Genomic DNA, 20,925 nt, shown 5'->3' on the forward strand with positions numbered 1-20,925 from the left:
TCCAAGGGTTATACCCTAAGAGCAAACCACCCCTTTTAGGGGTGGTTTTGATTTCGCTGATTGGGGACAGACTTAAATGAGCGTTTTCACGCATTTAAGTCTGTCCCCAATCAACATTACTGCGGCACTTTGCCCGACTAAAGCGTACAATACCGCCTATGCGAAAGGGGAACAGATGATCAACGAAACTATGTATGCTCGCGGTGCGGAAAGCTCCATCATCCGCGAGATTTTTAGCTACGGCCTTGAGCGCAAGGCGCAAATCGGCGCGGAAAACGTGTTCGATTTCTCGCTGGGCAACCCGAGCGTTCCTGCTCCCGCTGCCGTCGCGGAGTCCATCAAAAAGGCGCTTGAACTGCCGAGCGAACAGCTGCACGGATACACGCCCGCTCCGGGCCTGCCGCAGTGCCGTACCGCCGTGGCTGAGTCGCTCAACCGTCGCTTCGGTACGAGCTATGAGGGCAAGGATGTCTTTATGACCGTGGGCGCGGCGGCTTCGCTCACCTGCACGCTCAATGCCGTTGCGAACCCGGGTGACGAGGTCATTGTTATCGCCCCGTACTTCCCGGAGTATCGCGTGTGGATTGAGAAGGCAGGCTGTACGTGTGTCGAGGCGCTCGCCGATGAAGATACGTTCCAGCTGAGCGTGGATAACGTGCTCAAGGCGATTACCGATAAGACGGCTGCCGTCATTATCGACTCACCCAACAACCCGACCGGTGCCGTGTATACGCGCGACACCCTGACGCGACTGGCCAATGTGTTACGCGAGGTCAACGCCAAGCGCGATCCCGAGAACCCAATCACGCTTATCTCGGATGAGCCGTATCGCGAGATTGTCTATGGCGCCGAGGTGCCTTGGGTGCCTTCGATCTACGAGCACACCATCGTGTGCTACTCGTATTCCAAGTCGCTTTCGCTACCGGGCGAGCGAGTTGGGTGGATTCTGGTTCCCGATACGAATCCCCAGGCAGCTCGTCTAATGCCCGCCGTTGCCGGTGCCGCCCGTACGCTGGGCTTCGTGTGTGCACCGGCGCTCTTCCAACGCGTAATTATCGACTGCAGCGATGAGCCGAGTGATGTCGAGACCTATGCTCGCAACCGTACGGCGCTCATCGACGCCTTGGCGGACTACGGCTATACCTATGTTGAGCCGGACGGCGCGTTCTACCTGTGGGTGAAGGCGCTCGAGCCCGATGCGAATGCGTTTTGCGAGCGCGCAAAGAAGTATGAGTTGCTTGCGGTTCCCTCGGACAGTTTTGGTATGTCGGGTTGGTTCCGCTTGGGCTACTGCGTGAGCTACGAGACTATCGTCAACTCGCTGCCCGCCTGGAAGCGGCTGGCCGACGAGTATCGTCCAAAGTAAAGCGCTCTGCTTACAATGTTTTACGTGAAACGGGGTTTGGTGTTAAGCCAGACCCCGTTGTCTATGCCGTTGTGTGATTGGGATGAAGCAGTTTTACGACTGCCGAAAGCTATGCGTACAATGAATATACGCGACGGCCATGCTGGACAAGGAGACCTGATGCCCTACCTGCTTTCCTGTGATATCCATACTCATACGATGTTCTCCGCGCATGCGTACTCAACCATTGAGGAGAACATCTATTGGGCGGCGGAGCGTGGCCTTCAGGTGCTCGGTTCCGCCGATCATTTAAGCTCGATGGTTACGCCTTGCCCCAATGACCTGCGCAGTTTCCAGTTCTTTATTAACCAGGATATCTGGCCGCGCATTTGGAGCGGCGTGCTGGTGCTCCGCGGCGCCGAGGCCGATATCGTTTCGCTGGACGGAAGCTTGTTTGGCGAGGACATTCCCGTTTCGCTCAATATCGCCGGCGATTCGTATAGTCGTGAGCATTCGCTGTTCGATTTGGTGACGCGTAATTTGGATTATTTGGTGGCAAGCGTGCATAACCCGCAGTTTGCCGAAGGCGCGACGCTCGCCGAGACGACCGAGATGTACATCAATGCCCTGGAGCACCCCAAGGTGTTCATGCTGGGGCATGCGGGGCGCTCGGGCGTGCCGTTCGATATCGACGAGGTGCTGTTGGCGGCTAAGGCCAAGCACAAGATTATCGAGATCAACAACCATAGTCTTGAGCACGGTGCCGACACTGAGCATTGGGCCGTATGCCGCAAGATCGCCGAGCGCTGCGCCGAGCTGGGCGTTGGCATTGGCGTGTCGACCGATGCCCACATTGGCATGGCCATTGGCAAGCTCGATCACGCGCGCAAGATGCTCGACGAGATTCACTTCCCGCTGGATTTGATCGTGACGCGCGATCGCGAGACGCTGCTGCGCGAGATGGCGGCAGCCGGCGTGTGCGACCTGCGCAAGGGCATGTAACGGCGTTCATAAACCAAGTAAAGGGGGCGGCCCAGATGGGTCGCCCCCTTCTTGTCCCAAAAATCTACTGGGGTGGATTAGCGGCGCTCGAGGACCACGACGGTTTCGGTGTGGTCGGTATGGGGGAACATGTCGACCGGTGTGATCTTGAGCAGGCGATAGCCTCCATCGAGGAGCTGGTGCAGATCGCGCTCTTGGGTCACGGGATTGCAGCTGATATAGGTGATGCGGCGTGGCTTGAGCGCGCAAGCGGCTTCGAGGAACTCGGGTGTGGAGCCGGCGCGCGGCGGGTCGATGGAGAGAACGTCAACACGCTCGTTGTTGTCGGCGGCATCGAGGATATGGTCAGTGGCATCGTCAGCCATAAACCACGCGTTACGGGTAAGGCCGTTGAGCTCGGCGTTGCGACGTGCGTCGGCAATGCCGGCGGGGTTGCGCTCTACACCGAGCAGCATAATGCCGGCACCTTTGTCCTGGGCATCTTTAGCTGCGCACAGGCCGATAGTTCCGCTACCGCAATAGGCGTCCATGAGTACGTCACCCTGCTGCAGATCCATACCGTCAATGGCGAGTTGATAGAGCAGTTCGGTCTGCTGCGGGTTGGTCTGATAAAACGCGGTGGGGGAGATGTCGAAGTCGCAGCCGAGCAGTTGATCGCGCATGCATTCGGCTCCATAGACGATACGGGTCTCCTCGCCCAAGATGGCATTGCCGGGGCGTCCGTTGATGTTTTGGGCGACGGTGACAATATGCGGATCGAGTGCGGCGACGGCCTCAAAGAACTCCTGCGCATGCGGCAAGTCGCGCTGAGCGGTCACGAGGGTGACCATAATCTGGTCGGTGCGCCAGCCGCAGCGAACGACGCCATAGCGAAGCAGCCCCAGATGCTTGTCTTCGTTAAAGGCGGGAATGTGCAGACGTTCGGCCTCGCGAGCGATGCCGTTGAGAATCTGACGAGCGCCCGGCGCCTCGACAGGGCATTCAGGAACAGCAACGATCCTGTGCGTCCCACGTTCAAAAAATCCGCAGCGCACAGCGCCCTCTTTGCCGGGAGCAAACGGAGTGGCAGCCTTATGACGAAAACCACGCGGCGCAGGATACTTGCCCGGGTCGCCCGGGGTAACACCCATACCGCGAATGGGATCAACGGCAACACCCTCGCGCTCACAGAGCTCAGCAAACAGCTCCTCCATAGCAGCCTGCTTGGCCGCCAACTGCTTCTTATAAGGACGATTGAGCGCCGTGCACCCACCGCAAGCTTTCATGATCGAACAGGGAGACTTGGGGTCCACAACCTTACGCGCAGACGAAACCGGATCTTTATGCGAGCGCTTGGAGCGAGTCTGAGATGCCTTATCCTCGCTCCGACGAGAGCCGGGACGCTTGGCCTTAGCCTTGCCCTTGGCCGACTTACCCTTCGCGTCCTGAGACGACTTGGATTTCTTAGAAGATGTTTTCTCCTCCGACCCCTCAGCCGCCTCGATCAAAGCACGACGAGCCTTACGCTCCGCACGAGATTCTGCCATCAATAACTCCACTAATTCATGAATTTAAGCTGCAAGTATTGTACCGTGCCAAGCCAGCAGACGATATACAAGCGGTTTATTCGTGTCAGTGATAAGCCCAACGACGGTTGCCCGCCGCGTGAGGGGTGTGGGGGTTAAGTTTATCGCGAGTTCCGCACGAACAGGAGGCCACTTAATGTGGCCTCCGTCGTGAGCAGGACTGTAGAGCAGGAAACTTAACCCCCACACCCTCACGCGGCGGGCAAACTCGCCTTGTGCTCTATCACGCTAAAGTGTATGATTCTGGACGTTACATGACTCACTTTACCTAACTAAAGTGCCATCAAGGGGGAATACCATGAATGCCGATATGTCTCGTCGTCAGTTTGTTGGTCTAGCCGGCTCGCTCGCCACGGTGCTTGGCCTTGGTCTTGTCGGCTGCGGCGGTGGTGCTGGCAAGGGCTCCGCTGCTGGTTCTGCCGCGGCCAAGGATGTGAAGGGCGCCGCGGAGTCCAAGAAGCTCGTGGTGGGCTTTGACAAGTCCTACCCTCCGTACGGCTTTGTGGGCGATGACGGCGAGTACACGGGCTTTGACCTTGACCTTGCCAAGGCCGTTGCCGATAAGCAGGGCTGGGATGTCGATTACGAGGCCATCGATTGGGATGCCAAGGACACGCTGCTCAACTCCGGCGCCATCAACTGCATCTGGAACGGCTTTACCATGGAGGGCCGCGAGGACGACTACACGTTCTCCGAGCCGTATATGCTCAACGAGCAGGTGTTGGTGGTCAAGAAGGACGCGGGTATCAAGAGCTGGGACGATCTTGCCGGCAAGACCGTGATTACCCAGACTGATTCCGCTGCGCAGGATGTGCTCGAGGGCGACCAGAAGGATCTGGCCGCGACGTTTGCCACGCTCGATACCATCGGTGAGTACAACACGGCGTTTATGCAGCTCGAGAGTGGTGCGGTCGATGCCGTTGCCTGTGACCTCTCGATCGCTCAGTATCAGCTGGCCGCCAAGTCCGATGCCTATACGCAGCTTGATGAGCCGCTGTCCAGCGAACACTACGCCGTCGGCTTTAAGAAGGGCGACAGCAAGTCGGCCGACGCCGTGACCGAGTCGCTCAAGGCGCTCTATGAGGACGGTACGGTCAAGGACCTGTGCGATAAGTATGCAGAATACGGTCTGTCCTTCGACAACTGGGTTCTCAAATAGCCGCAGCACCCAACCTTGCGGCTCCAACCCTCCTCGCGTACCAAAGTACGCTTCTTCGGGCTTGTCGCTCGCAATCTTGGGCACTGTGCCTATTTGAGAGTAAAAACCGCTGTACTGTTGCTGTGAAAGAGAGGGTAGGTTGTCTATCCAAGTCATGATGCAGATGCTTGGCCAGGGATTCTTGGTTAGCTTGCAGCTGTTTGTGCTGACGCTGTTGGGGTCGATTCCGCTGGGAATTCCCGTGGCGTTTATGCGCATGAGCAAAATTGCGCCGCTTCGCTGGATCGCGCGCATCTATATTTCGGTCATGCGCGGCACGCCGCTCATGCTACAGATGTTTGCCATCTACTTTGCCCCGTACTACGTGTTCGGCATCTCGCTCACGCCCGATTCCAAGTGGACGGCGTGCGTTGTGGCGTTCATCATCAACTACGCCGGCTACTTTGCCGAGATCTATCGCTCGGGCCTGCAGTCGATTCCACGTGGTCAATATGAGGCCGCCGAGGTGCTGGGCTACTCGCGTCTGCAGACATTTTTGTACATCGTGATGCCGCAAGTTGCCAAACGCATTTTGCCGGCGATGGGCAACGAGATCATCACGCTGGTCAAGGACACATCGCTGGCGTTTGCCATCGGCGTGGGGGAGATGTTCTCGACGGCCAAGGCGCTGGTTGCCTCGCAAGTGAGCATGGTGCCGTTTGCGATCGCGGCGCTGATTTACTGGGTCTTTAACTTTGTGGTCGAGATGCTGCTGGGCGCCGCCGAAAAGAAGCTGGACTATTATCATGACTAACTCAGTGATGAAAATCGAAAGCGCGCGTAAGGCGTTTGGCGGCAATGAGGTGCTCAAGGATATCTCACTCGAAGTCAAGCGCGGTGAGGTCGTGGCGATTATCGGACCTTCGGGCGGCGGTAAGTCTACGCTGCTGCGGTGTGCCACGCTGCTCGAGACACTCGACGGAGGCTCTCTCTCGTTTGGCGACCTTGCCGTTGCGACGGACGCGGGGCCGGGTGCGGTCTATGCGAAAGGCGACGTGCCCAAGCAGGCGCGCTCGCGATTCGGCCTGGTGTTCCAAAATTACAACCTGTTCCCGCACTATACCGTGATGAAAAACATCATCGACGCGCCGATCCGCGTGCTTAAGCGCCCGCGCGAGCAGGCGGAAGCTCGTGCGTATGAATTGATTGCTCAGATGGGGCTTATGGGCAACGAGAATAAGGTTCCGTGTGAGCTTTCGGGCGGTCAGCAGCAGCGCGTGAGTATTGCCCGCGCCCTAGCGCTCGACCCGGAGATCCTGTTCTTTGACGAGCCGACCTCGGCGCTCGATCCCGAGCTGACGGCCGAGGTGCTGCGTGTCATTAAGGACCTCGCTGCGCAGAACATGACGATGGTGATCGTGACCCACGCAATGCAGTTTGCGCGCGATGTTGCCGACCGCGTGGTCTTTATGGATGGCGGTCGTATTGTCGAGGAGGGTCCTGCCGAGCAGGTCATCGACCATCCGCGCGAGCGGCGCACGCGTGAGTTCTTGAGCCGTATCGAGGGATAGGCTCAGGTATTTACTCAACTATTAATTGAGGCGAAGCCGCCACAGGTCTTACGGTCTGTGGCGGCTTTTTGTTTACATCGACGAGGTTCAATAATTGCCTCACAAGCTTGTCTCTTCCTCTCGCCGCCTGTATTCATACGTGTGCCGAAAGGTATGCATGGACAGCCGCTCGTGAGGGTAGGGTGGTGGCATAGGACATTTGGAGGGTGAGTCGGCTCGGCTGCCGACCATGCTGCTCCCGGGACGGCACCGACCGCGAACTCTCCCCGTTGGCGTCGCGCATTGCGCGCGGCCCTGCAAGGAGGTCATCATGGGTGCTCCCAAGACCGGTAACGTAAGGAACGTGGTGCTCGTAGGCCAAGGCGGGGTGGGCAAGACTTCACTCGCCGAGGCCATGCTCCACCTTTCCGGCAAGACCGCCCGCCTGGGCGGCCACGACGGCACCAAGCCCACGCTCGACTATGACCCCGAAGAGGTTAAGCGTGCATTTTCCATCTCGACGACCATTGCGCCGATCGACTGGAAGGGCGCGCGCATCAATGTGCTCGATGCCCCGTGCTACCCCGATTTTATCGGCGACGCCTTTGCCGCGATGAGCGTCTGCGAGACGGCTCTGTTTGTGGTCGACGCCGAGGCCGGCCCGCAGCCTACGACGGTTAAGCTCTGGTATGCCGCCGAGGACCTGCGCCTGGCGCGTGCGGTGTTCGTAAACCGCCTGTCGCGCTCCGAGGCCAGCTTTGCGACCACAATGGACCTGCTGCAGGAGCGCTTTGGTACGCGCCTGGGCGCCGTGACTCTTCCCTGGGGCGAGGGCGAGGACTTTGACGGCATCATCGACCTGGTGCGCATGAAGGCGCGCCACTGCAACGGCGCCGAGGCCGTTGAGTCGGAGATTCCCGAGGAGTATCGTGCCCAGGCCGAGGAGGCCCATGACCATCTGTGCGAGCTGGTGGCCGAGGCTGACGACGAGCTGATGATGAAATACCTGGAAGGCGAGGAGACGCTGACGCAGGAGGAGCTTGAAGGCCTGCTGTCTAAGGCGATCGCCGAGCGCATCTTTGTGCCGGTCTTTGCGGGCGATTGCATTAAGGAGCAGGGCGTCAGCTCGCTGATGGACGACATCGCCACGTACTTCCCGGCGCCGACCGACTACGGCGAGATGCCGCTCATCGACGGTGATTCGCTTAAGATTTCGAGTGACGATGACCGTCCGGTGGCGTTTGTGTTTAAGACGCTGGCCGATCCGCAGCAGGGCCGCATCAGCTTTATCAAGGTGCTGACGGGCACGCTTGAGCCGGGTCTTGAGTTGGTCAACGCGCGTACCCGCAAGAGCGATCGTTTGGCTCACCTGTATGTGATGTGCGGCCGCGACATGACCGAGGTCGGTCACGCCTATGCCGGCGACATTATCGTGGCGCCAAAGTTGGCGGCAGAGACGGGTGACACGCTCTCCATTACCGGTAAGGTCGAGGCAGCGGCGTTTAAGTTCCCCAACTCGCAGTACCGCATTGCCATCGAGGCCGAGAACCGCGGCGACGAGGAGAAGCTCTACACGTTTATCGAGAAGGCCTGCAAGGCAGACCCGACCATGAGCATCGACCGCGACGAGGAGACTGGCCAGACCATTATCTCCGCCGTGGGTGAGGCACAGGTTTCGGTGCTGCTCAACCGTCTGGAGGACCGCACCAAGGTCGCCGCCAAGAGCGTGCCGATCCGCATTCCGTATCGTGAGACCATCCGCCGCACGGCGAGCGCCCAGGGTCGCCACAAGAAGCAGACCGGCGGCGCCGGTCAGTACGGCGACTGCTGGCTGCGCGTGGAGCCGCTTATTGGGCCCGACGGCACGAGCGACGGCTATGAGTTCGTGGACGAGGTCGTGGGCGGCCGCATCCCGCGCTCGCTGATTCCCGCCGTGGACAAGGGCGTCCAGGAGACCATGAAGGACGGTATTATTGCCGGCTACCCGCTCACGGGCATTCGCGTCGCGGTGTACGACGGTTCGTATCACAGCGTCGACTCCAACGAGATGGCGTTCCGCGCGGCGGCTCGCATCGGCCTGCGCAAGGCATGCGCCGATGCCGACCCGGTGGTGCTGGAGCCCATCGAGGAAATCACGGTGACAATCCCCGAGAGCTACGCCGGCGCCGTGATGGGCGACATCTCGGCCTCGCGCGGTCGCGTGACGGGCATGGAGACCGATGAGCGCGGAGACACCGTGGTCATTGCCCAGGCGCCGCTGGCCGAGCTGACGGATTACTCGACGCGCCTGCGCTCCATCACGCGCGGCACGGGCGACTTTACCATGAAGCCCGCGGGCTATGAGCAGGTGCCCTATGACGTTCAGGCCAAGCTGGTCGAGCGCTATGAGGAGGGCCGCGCCAAGTAGCGCGGGGCTTTGCCTGCAACATACATGCCGATGCAAGGGCCGCTCTGGGCAATCCAGGGCGGCCCTTTTTGATCCCTAGGGGACGGAGGAAAACGGATCATGTTAGGTTTTGGGGCAGCTTAGTCGGCCCTAGTCCCCCGAGGCCTGATTGCGGCCGGTGGCGTAGTCGATCTGCGCATGCGGCTGCAGGTTGTAGCAATATACGTGGAAGCAGAGGGCCTTGCCGTGGTCCTCGACCGATTGCGCCTCGAGGCGCACGCCACGGCAGACAAGTTCCTCTTCGTTATACATGGGTGTGACGCGATAGAGAACATGGTTGCCCGTGTCGTGGATGTAGTTAAGAATTTGCTCCTCAAACGGCAGCATGCCCGTCTCGTTGAGATAGCGCGTGCCGGTGAGGAGATTCTTGCGATTGGCATTTTCGCCGCAGAGCGACCAGGCGATGAGGTGGCAGCGGTTGTAGAGGCTCTGGCCTGGAATAAAGTCGTAGCGCTGCTGGTGCCAACCGGCGGGATGGATACGCGAGATATCACCGCGCTTGCCTTGGCCGAGCGATTCGGGCCCTATGCAGGCGAGCGCTTTGCGGGTACGGCCCAGGCTGTCGAGTTTAGAGAACTTCTTAAAGCAGCCCTCTTCGGTGGCCCGTTCGTATTCATCGAGCGTGAACGACGGCGTGCCAAGCGGGTGCGTACCATCGGCGCGAAGGGCGACGTAGGGGTTACCGGCGTAGTCAGGAATGCTGGTGAGGTATACGCCGCGCGCGCGGTTGAGGTCGGGGTTTTCGACCTCGTCGATGGGGGTAGCGGAGCTGTCCTCGGCAACGTTGCCGTTGGTCGTGGCGGATTCGGAGCCATTGCCGGAGTCCTCGGAGCTCGCTGTTCCCGATTCGAGCCGGGCGACCAAGTCCGCCTCGTCGTCGGTGCGGCTGGGACTCTCGTTTTGCTTCTCGGCCAGGGCCGCCGCCTGCTCATCACTTTGCGGCGACAGCAACTTGGGCGCCCCATCGAGCGATCCCGTAAACAGCGCAAACCCCAGCACCACGGCGGTGCCGATGGAAAGTGCTTGCTTGTAGGCGGACTTGCGCGACATTGAGGCTCCTGGATGGACGGTTGGGAATCTACCAGTCTAGCAGGAGCCGGCAGAGGCCGTTCTGTCGAACAAATACTTAAGATTTGGGACAAACGCTACTGGTTCATTTGCTTCATATTTGACGTATGGCTAGATCGAGGTGGAGTCGAGCCAGTTGAGCTTGCACTCGAGAATGCGCTGCTCGCCGGGTTGGCTGCTGCCATCAAGCAAGGCGAGCAGCATCTCGGCCGCCTCCCTGCCTTCCTGGTCGACGGGCTCGATGATCGTGGAGACGGTCGGCGTGGTGAGGTTGGTCCAGTCTTCGCAGTTGAGTCCCAAAAGACCTATTTGCTGCGGAAGTAGATGGGCCATGGGTTGGAGGGCCTTGTAGACACGGGGAAGCGCCCATTGGTTTTGTACGAAGATGAGCGTGCGCTTGGCGGGGTTGAACTTGTATTTAAAGTATTCGGTAAGCTCGTTGATTGACGGCTTGTTGTGATCGATGGGGATGGCTTTGTAGAGCTGCCCATTCGCGGCCAATGCCTCGGCATATCCCTGAAAACGTTCCATGCGAGTGCGCATTTCGGTCATGTTGGCGGCGATGGAAAAGAAGTCTTCGTAGCCGGCGTCGAGAAGCGCCTGCGTGGCATTGTACACGCCGTCGTAGAGGTTGGTTTTGATCCAGCTGGTGCCTGGGCTGTAGATGGCCGCGTCAAAAAAGACGACGGGCTTGTCGGCGCGCTTGATGCGGTCGTGGACTGCCTTGAAATTTGCCGTGGGCTGGATGATAAAACCATCGACGCCCAGTGAGAGCATTTTGTCGACATACATGAGCTCGGTCTCGGGATTAAAGTTGCTCGTGCAAACGACCGTCTGGTAGCCCGCGGGGAGCATGACCTGCTCCATGCCGTTGAGGACGAGGCCTGCCCATTTGTTGGTGTTATCCAAGATGATGATGGCGATGACGTGGGTTTGCTTGCCGGTGAGCGTTTGCGCTTGGGCGTTGGGAACGTATCCGAGTTCCTTGATGACGCGCGCAATCTTTGCCTGCGTCTTCTCGCTAAGCTTTTCTCGTTTGTCGTTGAGGTAATACGAGACGCTTGCCGTCGAGGTTCCCGCCTCTCGAGCGACGTCTGCGATCGTAACGCGCTGTTTTGCCACAGCGACTCCTTCCGACAGAAGAGCATTTTCCAACATGATGACTTTGAGTCTTGGTGAGGGATGCGCTTTGGTGAGCGACTTTTTCCTTTCATATGAGTATGCAACAAATGCGGTATATGGGTGGGGTCGAAATTTGTGACCGGCATGCGCATCTGCCGTCTACCGAGAAAATCAAATACTTCTTGACTTTTGAAATCGAGGGTAAAATCGCAGGATTCATTTTTAGTTAAACGCATAACTAAATAGCGTAACCAACGCTCTGACCTGCGCGTTTACCGAAATAAACTGGCATTAAGAAAAACGAGCACCTATATTGGTCTTGTCGAAAAGACAGCAAGTCCAAACGGCAGGGGATGCTCCGGAGGCCTCCGCAAACGGTGTCTTGCGCACGCAACTCTATGAAAAGAGGGAAGCAATGAAGATCGTAGGCGTTGCCGCCTGTACCGTGGGTATCGCCCACACGTATATGGCCCAGAAGGCGATTCAGGATGAATGCGCCGCTCGTGGCATCGAGTGCAAAGTCGAGGCTCAGGGTGGTCTGGGTATCGAGAATGAGCTCACGCAGGAAGACGTTGATTCCGCCGACCTGGTGCTCGAGTCCGTCGACGTGGGTGTCGAGAACGAGGACCGTTTTGAGCAAAAGATGGCCGAGGGCAAGTTCCTCAAGGTCGGCACCTCGGATGTAATCGCCGATCCGGTAAAGATTATCGACCAGGCTGTCGAGATCATCAAGGCGACGGGCGGTGCCGTTGACGCGTCCAAGGCCGAGGCCAAGGCAGAGAAGAAGGCCGTCTCCGCTGCCCCGCAGGCCCCGACACCGGCGTCCAAGCAGTCCATCTTTGCCGACCCTGGCAAGACGCTGCTCAATGCATTCAATACCGGCGTTTCCTATTTTATCCCCATCGTCGTTATCGGTGGCGTGTTCCTCGCCTTCTCGTTGGCATCCGGTACTGCCGGTGCTAGCGGCATGGAGGTCACCAACCCGTTGATGGTGAGCCTTAACACTATCGGCATGGCCGGCATCTCTATGATGATTCCGGTGCTTGCGGCATACATCGCCTACTCGATGGCCGGTAAGCCCGCACTTGCCCCCGGCTTCGTCCTGGGCTACTTGGTTAACAACGCCGTCGTCACCCCGAGCGGCAACAGCGTTTCGACCGGCTTCTTGGGCGCCATGATCATGGCTGTCATCTGCGGTTACTTTGTCCGCTGGATGAAGACCTGGAAGGTCAACAACACCATCCAGACCATCATGCCGATCCTGATCATCCCGATTCTGACTTCGCTCGTCCTGGGCATGGCCTACATCTACATCCTGGCCACGCCGCTTGGCTTTGTGATGGATTGGCTCACCAGCGTGCTCGGTAGCCTGCAGGGCGGCTCCGCCGTCGTCTTGGGCCTGGTCATTGGCGTTATGACCGCCTTCGATATGGGTGGCCCCATCAATAAGACCGCTTCGACCTTCACTATGGCCATCATGGCCTCCGGCATCTATGGCCCCAACGGTATGTTCCGCGTCGCCGTCGCCATTCCCCCGATTGCCTGCGGTCTTGCAGCGCTCATTGCCAAGAACAAGTTCGATGACGCCGACCGTCAGATGGGCATCTCTGCGCTGTTCATGGGCTGCATCGGTATTACCGAGGGCGCTATTCCCTTCGCGGTCAAGGATCTTGGCCACACCCTGCCCGGCATTTGCATCGGCTCTGCCGTGGGCGCGGCGCTTGCCGCCTTCCAGGGCATCGACTGCTATGTTCCGCATGGTGGCTTTATTGTCGCCCTGGCCACCAACAACGTCGCGCTGTTCTGCCTGGACATCGTGATTGGCTCTGTGGTTGCCGCTGCAATCCTGATTGCCATGAAGCCCACGCTCGATAAGCAGGCCAAGTAAACCTTTAAGGACTCCGGTTGTGCGGAGGGATGGATTTGACTCCGCACAACCGCCCCTACACAACAAAATCCATCTGCACTGATAGGGCCCGCATCTGGGTCCCAGGGAACTTTTGTCAAAAATCCTCTGGAGAAGGAGAACAAAATGTCCAATCTCACCATCCGTCAGGCCGTTCAGGGCATGCTCAAGCTGCAGGATAGCGGCGATCACGCAACCATGGTCGGCATTGGCCCCATGAGCCCCAACCTGATTCAGGCCGTGTTCGAGCTTGCCAAGGACGAGGATTTCCCGCCCATGTTTATCGCTAGCCGCAACCAGGTCGATATGGACGAGATGGGCGCCGGCTACGTCAACGGCTGGGACCAGACGCGCTTTGCCGCCGACATTAAGAAGGTTGCCGACGAGGTGGGCTACACCGGTCCGTACTACCTGTGCCGCGATCACGGCGGTCCGTGGCAGCGCGACGAGGAGCGTAACGCCCACCTGCCCGAGGACGAGGCCATGGAGCTCGCCCGCAAGTCCTTTGTCGCCGACATGGAGGCGGGCTTTGACCTGCTGATGGTCGACCCCACCAAGGACCCCTATCAGATCGGCAAGGTTATTCCGCTCGACGTGGTGCTTCGCCGTACGATCGATCTTATCGACTACCTTGAGCAATACCGTCGCGAGCATAACCTGCCCGAGGTTGCCTATGAGGTCGGTACCGAGGAGACCAATGGCGGCTTGACCTCTACCGATAAGTACGAGGAGTTCATTTCTCAGCTGCAGCCCGAGCTCGAGAAGCGCGGCTGCCCCATGCCCACCTTTATCGTCGGCCAGACCGGTACGCTCACCCGTTGGACCGAGCAGGTCGGTCACTACAACTTCAAGAACGCTCGCGAGCTTGCCGATATGGCCAAGCGCTACGGCGTGGGTCTGAAGGAGCACAACGCCGACTACCTGGATGACGCGACGCTGCTCGAGCATATCCCGGCACACGTGACCGCCTCCAACGTTGCTCCGCAGTATGGCACCGAGGAGACCCGCGCTTACCTCAAACTCTGCGCTACCGAGCAGATTCTGGTCGACAACGGCCTGTGCGACGATCCCTCCGACCTGTATCACACGCTGCTGGTCAAGGCCATCAAGACCGAGCGCTGGCGCAAGTGGATGACTGGCGACGATGTCAACCTGCAGGTTGACGACATTCTGGCCGACGACGAGCTCAGCCTGAAGATTCTGGATGTCTCCGGCCACTACGCGTTCAACGATCCCGAGGTCAAGGAGCAGGTCGAGAAGCTCTATCGCAACCTCGCTGCCCAAGACATCGACGGCAAGCGCTTTGTGATCGAGCACATCAAGCGCCCGATCAAGCAGTATGTCGTCGGTCTTAACCTCAAGGGCGTCACGAGCCGCATCGAGAAGGCTCTCGAGGACTAAGTAGTTTTTCCTACACGACGCCGGGCCTGGGGCATGTCCCAGCTGCAGGCCCGGCACATAGGACAAAGGGGCATCCCCTTTGTCCTTTCTTTTGAGTTTTGGATTCCTCCGAAGGAGTTTGCACCATGAAGTTCTTTATCGATACCGCCAACCTTGACGAGATCGCCGAGGCCAAGAGCTGGGGCTGCCTTGCCGGCGTCACCACCAACCCGTCCCTGTACGCCAAGACCGGCGGCAAGCTCGCCGACTTTGAGCCCCATATGCTCAAGATTGCCGAGCTCTGCGAGGGCCTGCCCGTGTCTGCTGAGTCCACCGCGACCACTGCCGAGGGCATGATCGAGGAGGGCAAGCGTCTTGCCGCCCTGGCTCCCAACATCGTGGTCAAGCTTCCCGTGTGCGAGGCCGGCCTCGCCGCCTGCCGCGCCCTGGCCGATGCGGGCGTGCGCGTCAACATGACGCTTGTTTTCTCGCCGACGCAGGCCCTCATGGCCGCCAACGCCGGTGCCCGCTACATCAGCCCGTTTGTCGGCCGCTTTGACGACATCGCCGAGGACGGCATCTCGCAGCTCGACAATGTCGTGACATGCATCAAGAACTATGACTGGACCGGCAAGAACGTCGACGACACCGTCGAGATCATCACCGCTTCGGTCCGCACGCCCAACCACGTGACCCAGGCGGCTCTTCTTGGTGCCGACATCGCGACCGTGCCCATGGCCGCTCTCAAGAAGTGCCTGCATCACCCGCTGACCGACCAGGGCCTCGCCTCTTTTGAGGCTGACTGGCAGAAGGTCGTCGCTCAGGCTTAACGACCGGGTTGCCCTCGGCATCGCGCCATCCGGTGCCGGGGTTGTTCTCAAGAGAGGAATTCGTATGACCAACCAGGAGCTGGCGAAGGTCGCCAATGAGGTCAGGAAGGGTGTCGTGACTGCGGTTCACGCGGCCAAGTCGGGACATCCGGGTGGATCGCTCGGTGCAGCCGACATCATGACGTATCTGTACTTTGAGGAAATGAATATCGATCCTGCCGACCCTCACAAGGCCGATCGCGACCGCTTTGTGCTCTCCAAGGGTCACGCGGCGCCGGGCCTGTATTCGGTGTTGGCAAATCGCGGCTATTTTCCCGTCGAAGAGCTCGAGACGCTACGCCATATTGGCAGCCGACTGCAGGGCCATCCCAACATGAACGATACCCCAGGCATCGATATGTCCACCGGCTCGCTCGGTCAGGGCATCTCTGCTGCAGTTGGAATGGCGCTTGCCGCTAAGCACTGGGGCGACAGCTACCGTGTCTACACGTTGCTGGGCGACGGTGAGTGCGAGGAAGGCCAGGTGTGGGAGGCGGCTATGTTTGCCGGCAACCATGCGCTCGACAATCTTGTTGCCGTCGTCGACCACAACGGCTTGCAGATTGACGGCACGATCGATGAAGTCAACTCGGCCATGCCGCTTGCCGACAAGTTCCGCGCCTTTAAGTGGCATGTGATAGAGCTAGCCGATGGCAACGACATGGCGCAGATTGAGGCGGCTTTCGCCGAAGCTCGCGAGGTGACCGGCGCGCCCGTCGCTATCATCGCCGAGACGGTGAAGGGCAAAGGCGTCTCCTTTATGGAGAACCAGGTTGGCTGGCATGGCAAGGCGCCCAATGACGAGCAGTTTGAGCAGGCCATGGCCGAGCTCGCGGCAGCAGGAGAGGAACTCTAATGGCAGAGGTCAAAAAAGTCGCCACGCGCGTAAGCTACGGCGAGGCACTCGTCGAGCTGGGCAATGAGCACGATGACTTTGTAGTGCTCGATGCCGACCTGGCTGCCGCTACGCAGACGGGTAAGTTTAAGACTGCCCATCCTGAGCGCTTTTACGATGCCGGCATCGCCGAGAGCAACCTGATGGGTCTTGCCGCCGGCATCGCGACCACGGGCCGCGTTGCTTTTGCGAGCACCTTTGCGATGTTTGCCGCCGGTCGCGCCTACGAGCAGGTCCGCAATTCCATTGGCTACCCGCACCTCAACGTCAAGATTGGCGCCACCCATGCCGGCATTTCGGTGGGCGAGGACGGCGCCACGCACCAGTGCTGCGAGGATATCGCACTCATGCGTACGATTCCGGGTATGACGGTGGTCGTTCCCGCCGACGATGTCGAGGCCCGCGCCTGTGTGCGCGCCGCCTATGAGTTTGAGGGGCCGGTCTACATGCGCTTCGGCCGCCTGGCAACACCGGTCATCAACGATCACGAGGACTACGAGTTCAAGATCGGCCGCGGTGTTGTTGTACGGGAGGGCTCTGATGTCACGATCGTCGCGTGCGGTCTCATGGTCGCTGAGGCACTCGCTGTTGCCGAGGCGCTCGCTGCCGACGGCATCGATGCTGAGGTCATCAACATGCATACGATCAAACCGCTCGATGAGCGTTTGGTGGTTGCCAGCGCCAAGAAGACCGGTCGCGTGGTCACCGCCGAGGAGCATTCGATTATCGGTGGTCTTGGCGAGGCCGTTGCCTCGGTGCTCGCGGAGCAGCATCCAGTGCCGATGCGTCGCGTCGGCGTGCGCGATGTGTACGGCGAGTCCGGCCCTGCGGTCGATTTGCTGCATAAGTACGGTTTGGACGCCGACGGCATCGAAGCTGCGGTCAGGTCCGTGTTGTAAGGAAGGCTTTCCATGGGGTTTGTATCTGCCAACCAAGTGACGATTGGCTACGCCGCCGCCTCGCGCGAGGACGCGCTGCATTATCTGTCCGAGCAGGCTGTTGAGCTTGGTTTTGCCGATGACGCGTCTGCTGTAGAGGCGGCTTTTATTGCTCGCGAAAACGAGGCCGAGACTGGCCTCGTCGCCGGTTTTGCCGTTCCGCATGCCAAGAGCGATGCGATCCATACGCCGGGCGTGGCCGTGCTCAAGCTGTCCGAGCCTGTTGAGTGGCCGAGCTTTGATGGCGTGCCCGTCGATGTGGCGCTCGCGCTGTACGTGCCCGCCGGCGAAGCGGGAACCACGCACCTGCGTCTGCTCTCCAAGGCTGCCGTGATGCTGATGGATGCTGGCTTCCGTGACAGGGTGCGCGAAAGCACCGATCCTGTCGAGATTGCCGAGCTCATCAACGCCGGGCTCGAGGGCTAGAACGGGCTCTCCGTTCCATTAATCGATCCTTCTCCAAGGAAAAGGGCCGCGACGCTATAGGCGTCGCGGCCCTGTCTGCGTTTCCCCAGATAAAACCTGCCAAAATAAACCTGTCCCTTTTTGGTAGGTTAAACGGCGTAACTTAAAGGTTCATGTTGCCGTGGATGTAGGGGGTGACCTCGGGGGAGATATGGCCGCAGCCCAGCTCGCGCAGCGTGGACTCGATGGCGGCGGGCAGCGGGGTCTTGCCTTCGGCGTCGACGGCGGCACCGCTGAGGGCGGCGATCTTGGCGACGTCTGCCGGCTCGGCCTCGATATGCATGCAGCCGCCGACGAGGCGTGCGCGGACCTGGTCCAGGCCAAGGTCGTGTAGGTAGTCCTCACAGGTGCGGATTACATCGACCTTCTCGCGCGTGAGCTCCTCGCCCGTGGGGACTCGCGTGGCCAGGCAGGCTCCTGCCGGCAGGTTCCAGACGGGGTATCCCCAGGCGCGTAGCAGCTCGCGCTCCTCGTCCTTGGTAAAGCCGACCTCCATAAGCGGCGAGCGCACGCCGAGCTCCTGGGCGGCGCGCATGCCGGGGCGGTAGTCGCCGCGGTCGCTTGCGTTGCTGCCGTCGATGACGGTGGGAAAGCCCAGCGACTTGGCGTGGTTGACGATGGCGGTAAAGCCGGCGCGCTTGCAGTGGTAGCAGCGGTCGGCGTCGTTGCAGGCTACCTGGGGGAGCTGCAGCTGATCGACCGAGAGGTTGAGTACGGGAAGCTTAAAATGCGGCCCCTCATCGGCCTGCCCGTCAACCGCCCGCTCAAACGAAGCCTGCTCGGGCGTGCCGATGAGCGGCGTGGTGAGGTGAACGAGAAGCGTGCTGGCGGGCATGATGCGGGCGCAGACCGCGGCCAAAAAGCTGCTGTCGACGCCACCGGAAAAGCCGATGGCGACGCGTCCGTATGCTAAAAGCAGCTGCTCGAGCGCTGCGAGTTTGTCCTGAAGCCCCTCTGCGGGTGCGGTGGTGTCTGAAAGCATAAGTCGATCCTTGCCGTTGAGTACTCGGTCGAAAACTATAATCCTACCGAGTCGCTTGTCATAAGACTTCTATCTATGTAACGAAAGTGCAATATGCTATATACGTTATATACAAGTTTACAGGTGCGGTAAAGTTGCGGGAGTACAGCAGCGCGAAGCGATGGGGGACCGATATGATCAAGGCCGTTATTTTTGACATGGACGGAACGCTGGTCGATACCGAGCGTTTGGGTATCAAGGCGTGGAAGGCGGGCGCGGCCGAGCTGGGATTCGCGATTGATGATGCGCTGATCCATCAGTTTATCGGTCGCACGCTGCCCGATGTCATGGAGATCCTTGATGAGCATTACGGCAGCTGCGAAACCGCTGAGGCAATCTATCGTCGCCATAGGGAGATTCGCGACGAGATGGTCAAGACCGATCTGGAGCTTAAGGACGGTGCCGCCGAGTGCCTCGACGAGCTGCTGGCTGCGGGCTATCACGTGGGTCTTGCGACGTCATCGCGCCACGTTACGGCCGAGCGCAACCTCAAGACGGTTGGCCTCTTTGACAAGTTTGAGACGGTGACCTGCGGCGAGGACGTCGTGCGCGGCAAGCCCGACCCCGAGATGTACCTGCTCGCCTGCGAGCGCGCGGGCTTTGCCCCCGAGGAGTGCGCCGTGGTCGAGGACTCACGCAACGGTTGCGTCTCGGGCATCACGGCCGGTTGCCATGTGTTTGCCGTTCCCGACATCGTGCCGCTGCCGCAGGACGTGGTGGACGGCTGCGAGGCTGTGCTCGATACGCTGTTCGATCTGACGGCCGCGGTCAAGGTCGTGTGTTAGCGTTCGCACGCGAGTCGCCATGCCCCGCGCCCGATCCCGCAGGACGGCGACGGCAACGGCGCCCGCGCGGAGGCACTGTTCTAAAAAATGGAATTGAATCCATTTTTGCAAAAAAGCTAATGAAAAATGGATTACATTCCATAAAAATCCGTAGCCGCAGGTTCGGCTAAACGGGGAAGGCCCGTGGGGTCAGCAAAAACGCCGCAGCGGGGCTGTTTCCGTTGCGGCGTTTTTTTGTTACAGGTAGGCGCCCAGGTTGATGTCGGTTGTCGGGACTATGGGTTGGCCCGTCGGATGCGGCTTGGCATTTTGGGTGCTTACGCGCTCGAGCAAGAAGGGACGCACGATTTCCTGACGGTTGATGTCCTCGGTGGCCGTGACCGTGGTGACGGTGCGCGCGGCGGAGCCGATGCGGACTCGTTTGGTCTTGGCGGCAGGTTTATCCTCGATTTGTTCCATGAGCAGCTGCACGCCCTTGCGGCCGATCTCGTAGCCCGGTGGTGCTACCGTGGTGAGGGGGACCGATCCGCTCCAGGCAAGCGGGTTGCCATCGCAGCCGGCCACGCGGACCTGCTCGGGGACGGAGATGCCTTTGTCTATCAGCGCCGAGATAACGCCCGACGCCAGTACGTCGGTCAGGCCGACCACGAAGTCAGGGCGCTCGTCCGCGGGGCGCTCAGCGATTTGGGCACCGATGCCGTAGCCGTCGGCAGCGGTATTCCATTCGCCGGCGTCGATGACTTCGATCTTGATATCGGGATGCAGGGCGAGGGCCTTGTGGATGCCAAGTACGCGCAAGGTGAGCTGCATAAATGCCGCTCTGCCCACAACGGTGATATGGCGTGCGCCACGGGCAACGGCGAGCTCGGCGATAATGCGGCCTTGTGCCTCGTTGTCGGCAGCCACGTAATAACCGGGCTCGGAGCAGTGGATGTCCAGATGGACGATCGGCACGGGCACTTTAGTCATGGCCGGGTGCCAGTCGGGGGATGCCATGGGCTGAACCATGACGCCGGACATCTGAGTGCCCATAAAGTAGCGCAGGTAATGGTCTTCGAGAATGTCGTCGTTGTCGGCGTTAGCGATGAGCAAGTCATAGCCGTGCTTGCGTGCCTCGTTGTGGGCACCGCTGGCAATTTGGAGCGAAAAGCCGTGGTCGAGACGGGGGAGGACCAGGCCAAAGGACTTGGTGGTGCCGCCCGCGAGCTGACGGGCGCTTTGGTTGGGCAGGTAGCCAAGGCGATTAATGGTCTCGTTGATGAGCTTGAGGGTTTCGGGGCGCAACCTTTCGGGGTGGTTGAGCGCGTTGGATACCGTGCCCAGCGAGACCCCTGCCTCGCGCGCGACGTCGCTGATTTTTACCTTTGCCATAGCGGCCCCTTTGATGCGTTTCAAGTACAAGCCAGATTGTAGCATCGCCCGCCCCCAGG

At 59.8% G+C, this 20,925-nt stretch carries 18 protein-coding genes; 13 read left to right on the plus strand and 5 right to left on the minus strand.

Features of this window, described 5'->3' with window-relative positions; translation table 11 throughout:
- Positions 1-175: 175 nt before the first annotated feature.
- Entirely contained in the window at positions 176-1,366 is a 1,191-nt protein-coding gene (locus tag CHY22_RS08530; protein ID WP_089573487.1) for a pyridoxal phosphate-dependent aminotransferase, read from the plus strand.
- A 159-nt stretch (positions 1,367-1,525) separates the two neighbouring features.
- Positions 1,526-2,347 (plus strand): phosphatase, encoded by an 822-nt coding sequence (locus CHY22_RS08535; RefSeq protein ID WP_089573488.1) that lies wholly within the window; start codon positions 1,526-1,528, stop codon positions 2,345-2,347.
- A 77-nt stretch (positions 2,348-2,424) separates the two neighbouring features.
- On the opposite strand, the gene rlmD is transcribed toward CHY22_RS08535, so the two are convergent.
- The gene (gene rlmD, locus CHY22_RS08540; protein ID WP_089573489.1) at positions 2,425-3,873 is read right to left on the minus strand and encodes a 23S rRNA (uracil(1939)-C(5))-methyltransferase RlmD; all 1,449 of its coding nucleotides are present in this window, start codon (positions 3,871-3,873) and stop codon (positions 2,425-2,427) included.
- 337 nt (positions 3,874-4,210) lie between these two features.
- On the opposite strand from rlmD, the gene CHY22_RS08545 reads away from it, so the two are divergent.
- From CHY22_RS08545 to CHY22_RS08560, 4 genes are all read left to right on the plus strand, one after another.
- Positions 4,211-5,071: a transporter substrate-binding domain-containing protein gene (locus CHY22_RS08545; RefSeq protein ID WP_089573490.1), complete on the plus strand. Its 861-nt coding sequence runs from the start codon at positions 4,211-4,213 to the stop codon at positions 5,069-5,071.
- 154 nt (positions 5,072-5,225) lie between these two features.
- Positions 5,226-5,864: an amino acid ABC transporter permease gene (locus tag CHY22_RS08550; RefSeq protein ID WP_089573491.1), complete on the plus strand. Its 639-nt coding sequence runs from the start codon at positions 5,226-5,228 to the stop codon at positions 5,862-5,864.
- Positions 5,857-6,621, plus strand: coding sequence for an amino acid ABC transporter ATP-binding protein (locus tag CHY22_RS08555; protein WP_089573492.1), 765 nt, complete (start codon positions 5,857-5,859; stop codon positions 6,619-6,621). Before CHY22_RS08550 ends, CHY22_RS08555 begins: the two co-directional genes overlap by 8 nt.
- A gap of 310 nt (positions 6,622-6,931) precedes the next feature.
- Positions 6,932-9,007 (plus strand): elongation factor G, encoded by a 2,076-nt coding sequence (locus tag CHY22_RS08560; RefSeq protein WP_089573493.1) that lies wholly within the window; start codon positions 6,932-6,934, stop codon positions 9,005-9,007.
- A 129-nt stretch (positions 9,008-9,136) separates the two neighbouring features.
- Here the strand turns inward: CHY22_RS08560 and CHY22_RS08565 are convergent, their stop codons facing one another.
- Together CHY22_RS08565 and CHY22_RS08570 are read right to left on the minus strand one after the other, a co-directional pair.
- Positions 9,137-10,096: a DNA/RNA non-specific endonuclease gene (locus CHY22_RS08565; protein ID WP_089573494.1), complete on the minus strand. Its 960-nt coding sequence runs from the start codon at positions 10,094-10,096 to the stop codon at positions 9,137-9,139.
- Between the two features lie 129 nt (positions 10,097-10,225).
- The gene (locus CHY22_RS08570) at positions 10,226-11,236 is read right to left on the minus strand and encodes a LacI family DNA-binding transcriptional regulator (RefSeq protein ID WP_233502874.1); all 1,011 of its coding nucleotides are present in this window, start codon (positions 11,234-11,236) and stop codon (positions 10,226-10,228) included.
- A gap of 415 nt (positions 11,237-11,651) precedes the next feature.
- Here CHY22_RS08570 and CHY22_RS08575 point away from each other — a divergent pair, with 415 nt between their 5' ends.
- From CHY22_RS08575 to CHY22_RS08600, 6 genes are all read left to right on the plus strand, one after another.
- Complete coding sequence (locus tag CHY22_RS08575) at positions 11,652-13,124, plus strand: fructose-specific PTS transporter subunit EIIC (protein ID WP_089573496.1); 1,473 nt, start codon at positions 11,652-11,654, stop codon at positions 13,122-13,124.
- Positions 13,125-13,268: 144 nt separating this feature from the next.
- Positions 13,269-14,543 (plus strand): class II D-tagatose-bisphosphate aldolase, non-catalytic subunit, encoded by a 1,275-nt coding sequence (locus tag CHY22_RS08580; RefSeq protein ID WP_006235615.1) that lies wholly within the window; start codon positions 13,269-13,271, stop codon positions 14,541-14,543.
- A gap of 125 nt (positions 14,544-14,668) precedes the next feature.
- Positions 14,669-15,352, plus strand: a complete 684-nt coding sequence (gene fsa, locus CHY22_RS08585) for a fructose-6-phosphate aldolase (RefSeq protein ID WP_006235616.1) — start codon at positions 14,669-14,671, stop codon at positions 15,350-15,352.
- Positions 15,353-15,416: 64 nt separating this feature from the next.
- Positions 15,417-16,247 carry a transketolase gene (locus CHY22_RS08590; RefSeq protein WP_089573497.1) on the plus strand — a complete coding sequence of 277 codons (831 nt, stop codon included), beginning with the start codon at positions 15,417-15,419 and terminating at the stop codon, positions 16,245-16,247.
- The gene (locus tag CHY22_RS08595; protein ID WP_089573498.1) at positions 16,247-17,185 is read left to right on the plus strand and encodes a transketolase family protein; all 939 of its coding nucleotides are present in this window, start codon (positions 16,247-16,249) and stop codon (positions 17,183-17,185) included. The genes CHY22_RS08590 and CHY22_RS08595 overlap by 1 nt, the downstream gene beginning before the upstream one ends.
- Positions 17,186-17,197: 12 nt before the next feature.
- Positions 17,198-17,650, plus strand: coding sequence for a PTS sugar transporter subunit IIA (locus CHY22_RS08600; RefSeq protein WP_089573499.1), 453 nt, complete (start codon positions 17,198-17,200; stop codon positions 17,648-17,650).
- A 142-nt stretch (positions 17,651-17,792) separates the two neighbouring features.
- Here the strand turns inward: CHY22_RS08600 and CHY22_RS08605 are convergent, their stop codons facing one another.
- A complete protein-coding gene (locus CHY22_RS08605) occupies positions 17,793-18,671 on the minus strand; it encodes an ATP-dependent sacrificial sulfur transferase LarE (protein ID WP_089573500.1) in 879 nt (292 codons plus the stop codon).
- 173 nt (positions 18,672-18,844) lie between these two features.
- Between CHY22_RS08605 and CHY22_RS08610 the strand changes: the two genes are divergently transcribed.
- Complete coding sequence (locus CHY22_RS08610) at positions 18,845-19,495, plus strand: HAD family phosphatase (protein WP_089573501.1); 651 nt, start codon at positions 18,845-18,847, stop codon at positions 19,493-19,495.
- Between the two features lie 237 nt (positions 19,496-19,732).
- Here CHY22_RS08610 and CHY22_RS08615 read toward each other — a convergent pair whose 3' ends face one another.
- Positions 19,733-20,866, minus strand: coding sequence for a LacI family DNA-binding transcriptional regulator (locus CHY22_RS08615; RefSeq protein ID WP_233502875.1), 1,134 nt, complete (start codon positions 20,864-20,866; stop codon positions 19,733-19,735).
- Between the last annotated feature and the right edge of the window lie 59 nt (positions 20,867-20,925).

The sequence above is a fragment of the Collinsella sp. TF06-26 genome (genome assembly GCF_002232035.1).
Lineage (GTDB): Bacteria > Actinomycetota > Coriobacteriia > Coriobacteriales > Coriobacteriaceae > Collinsella.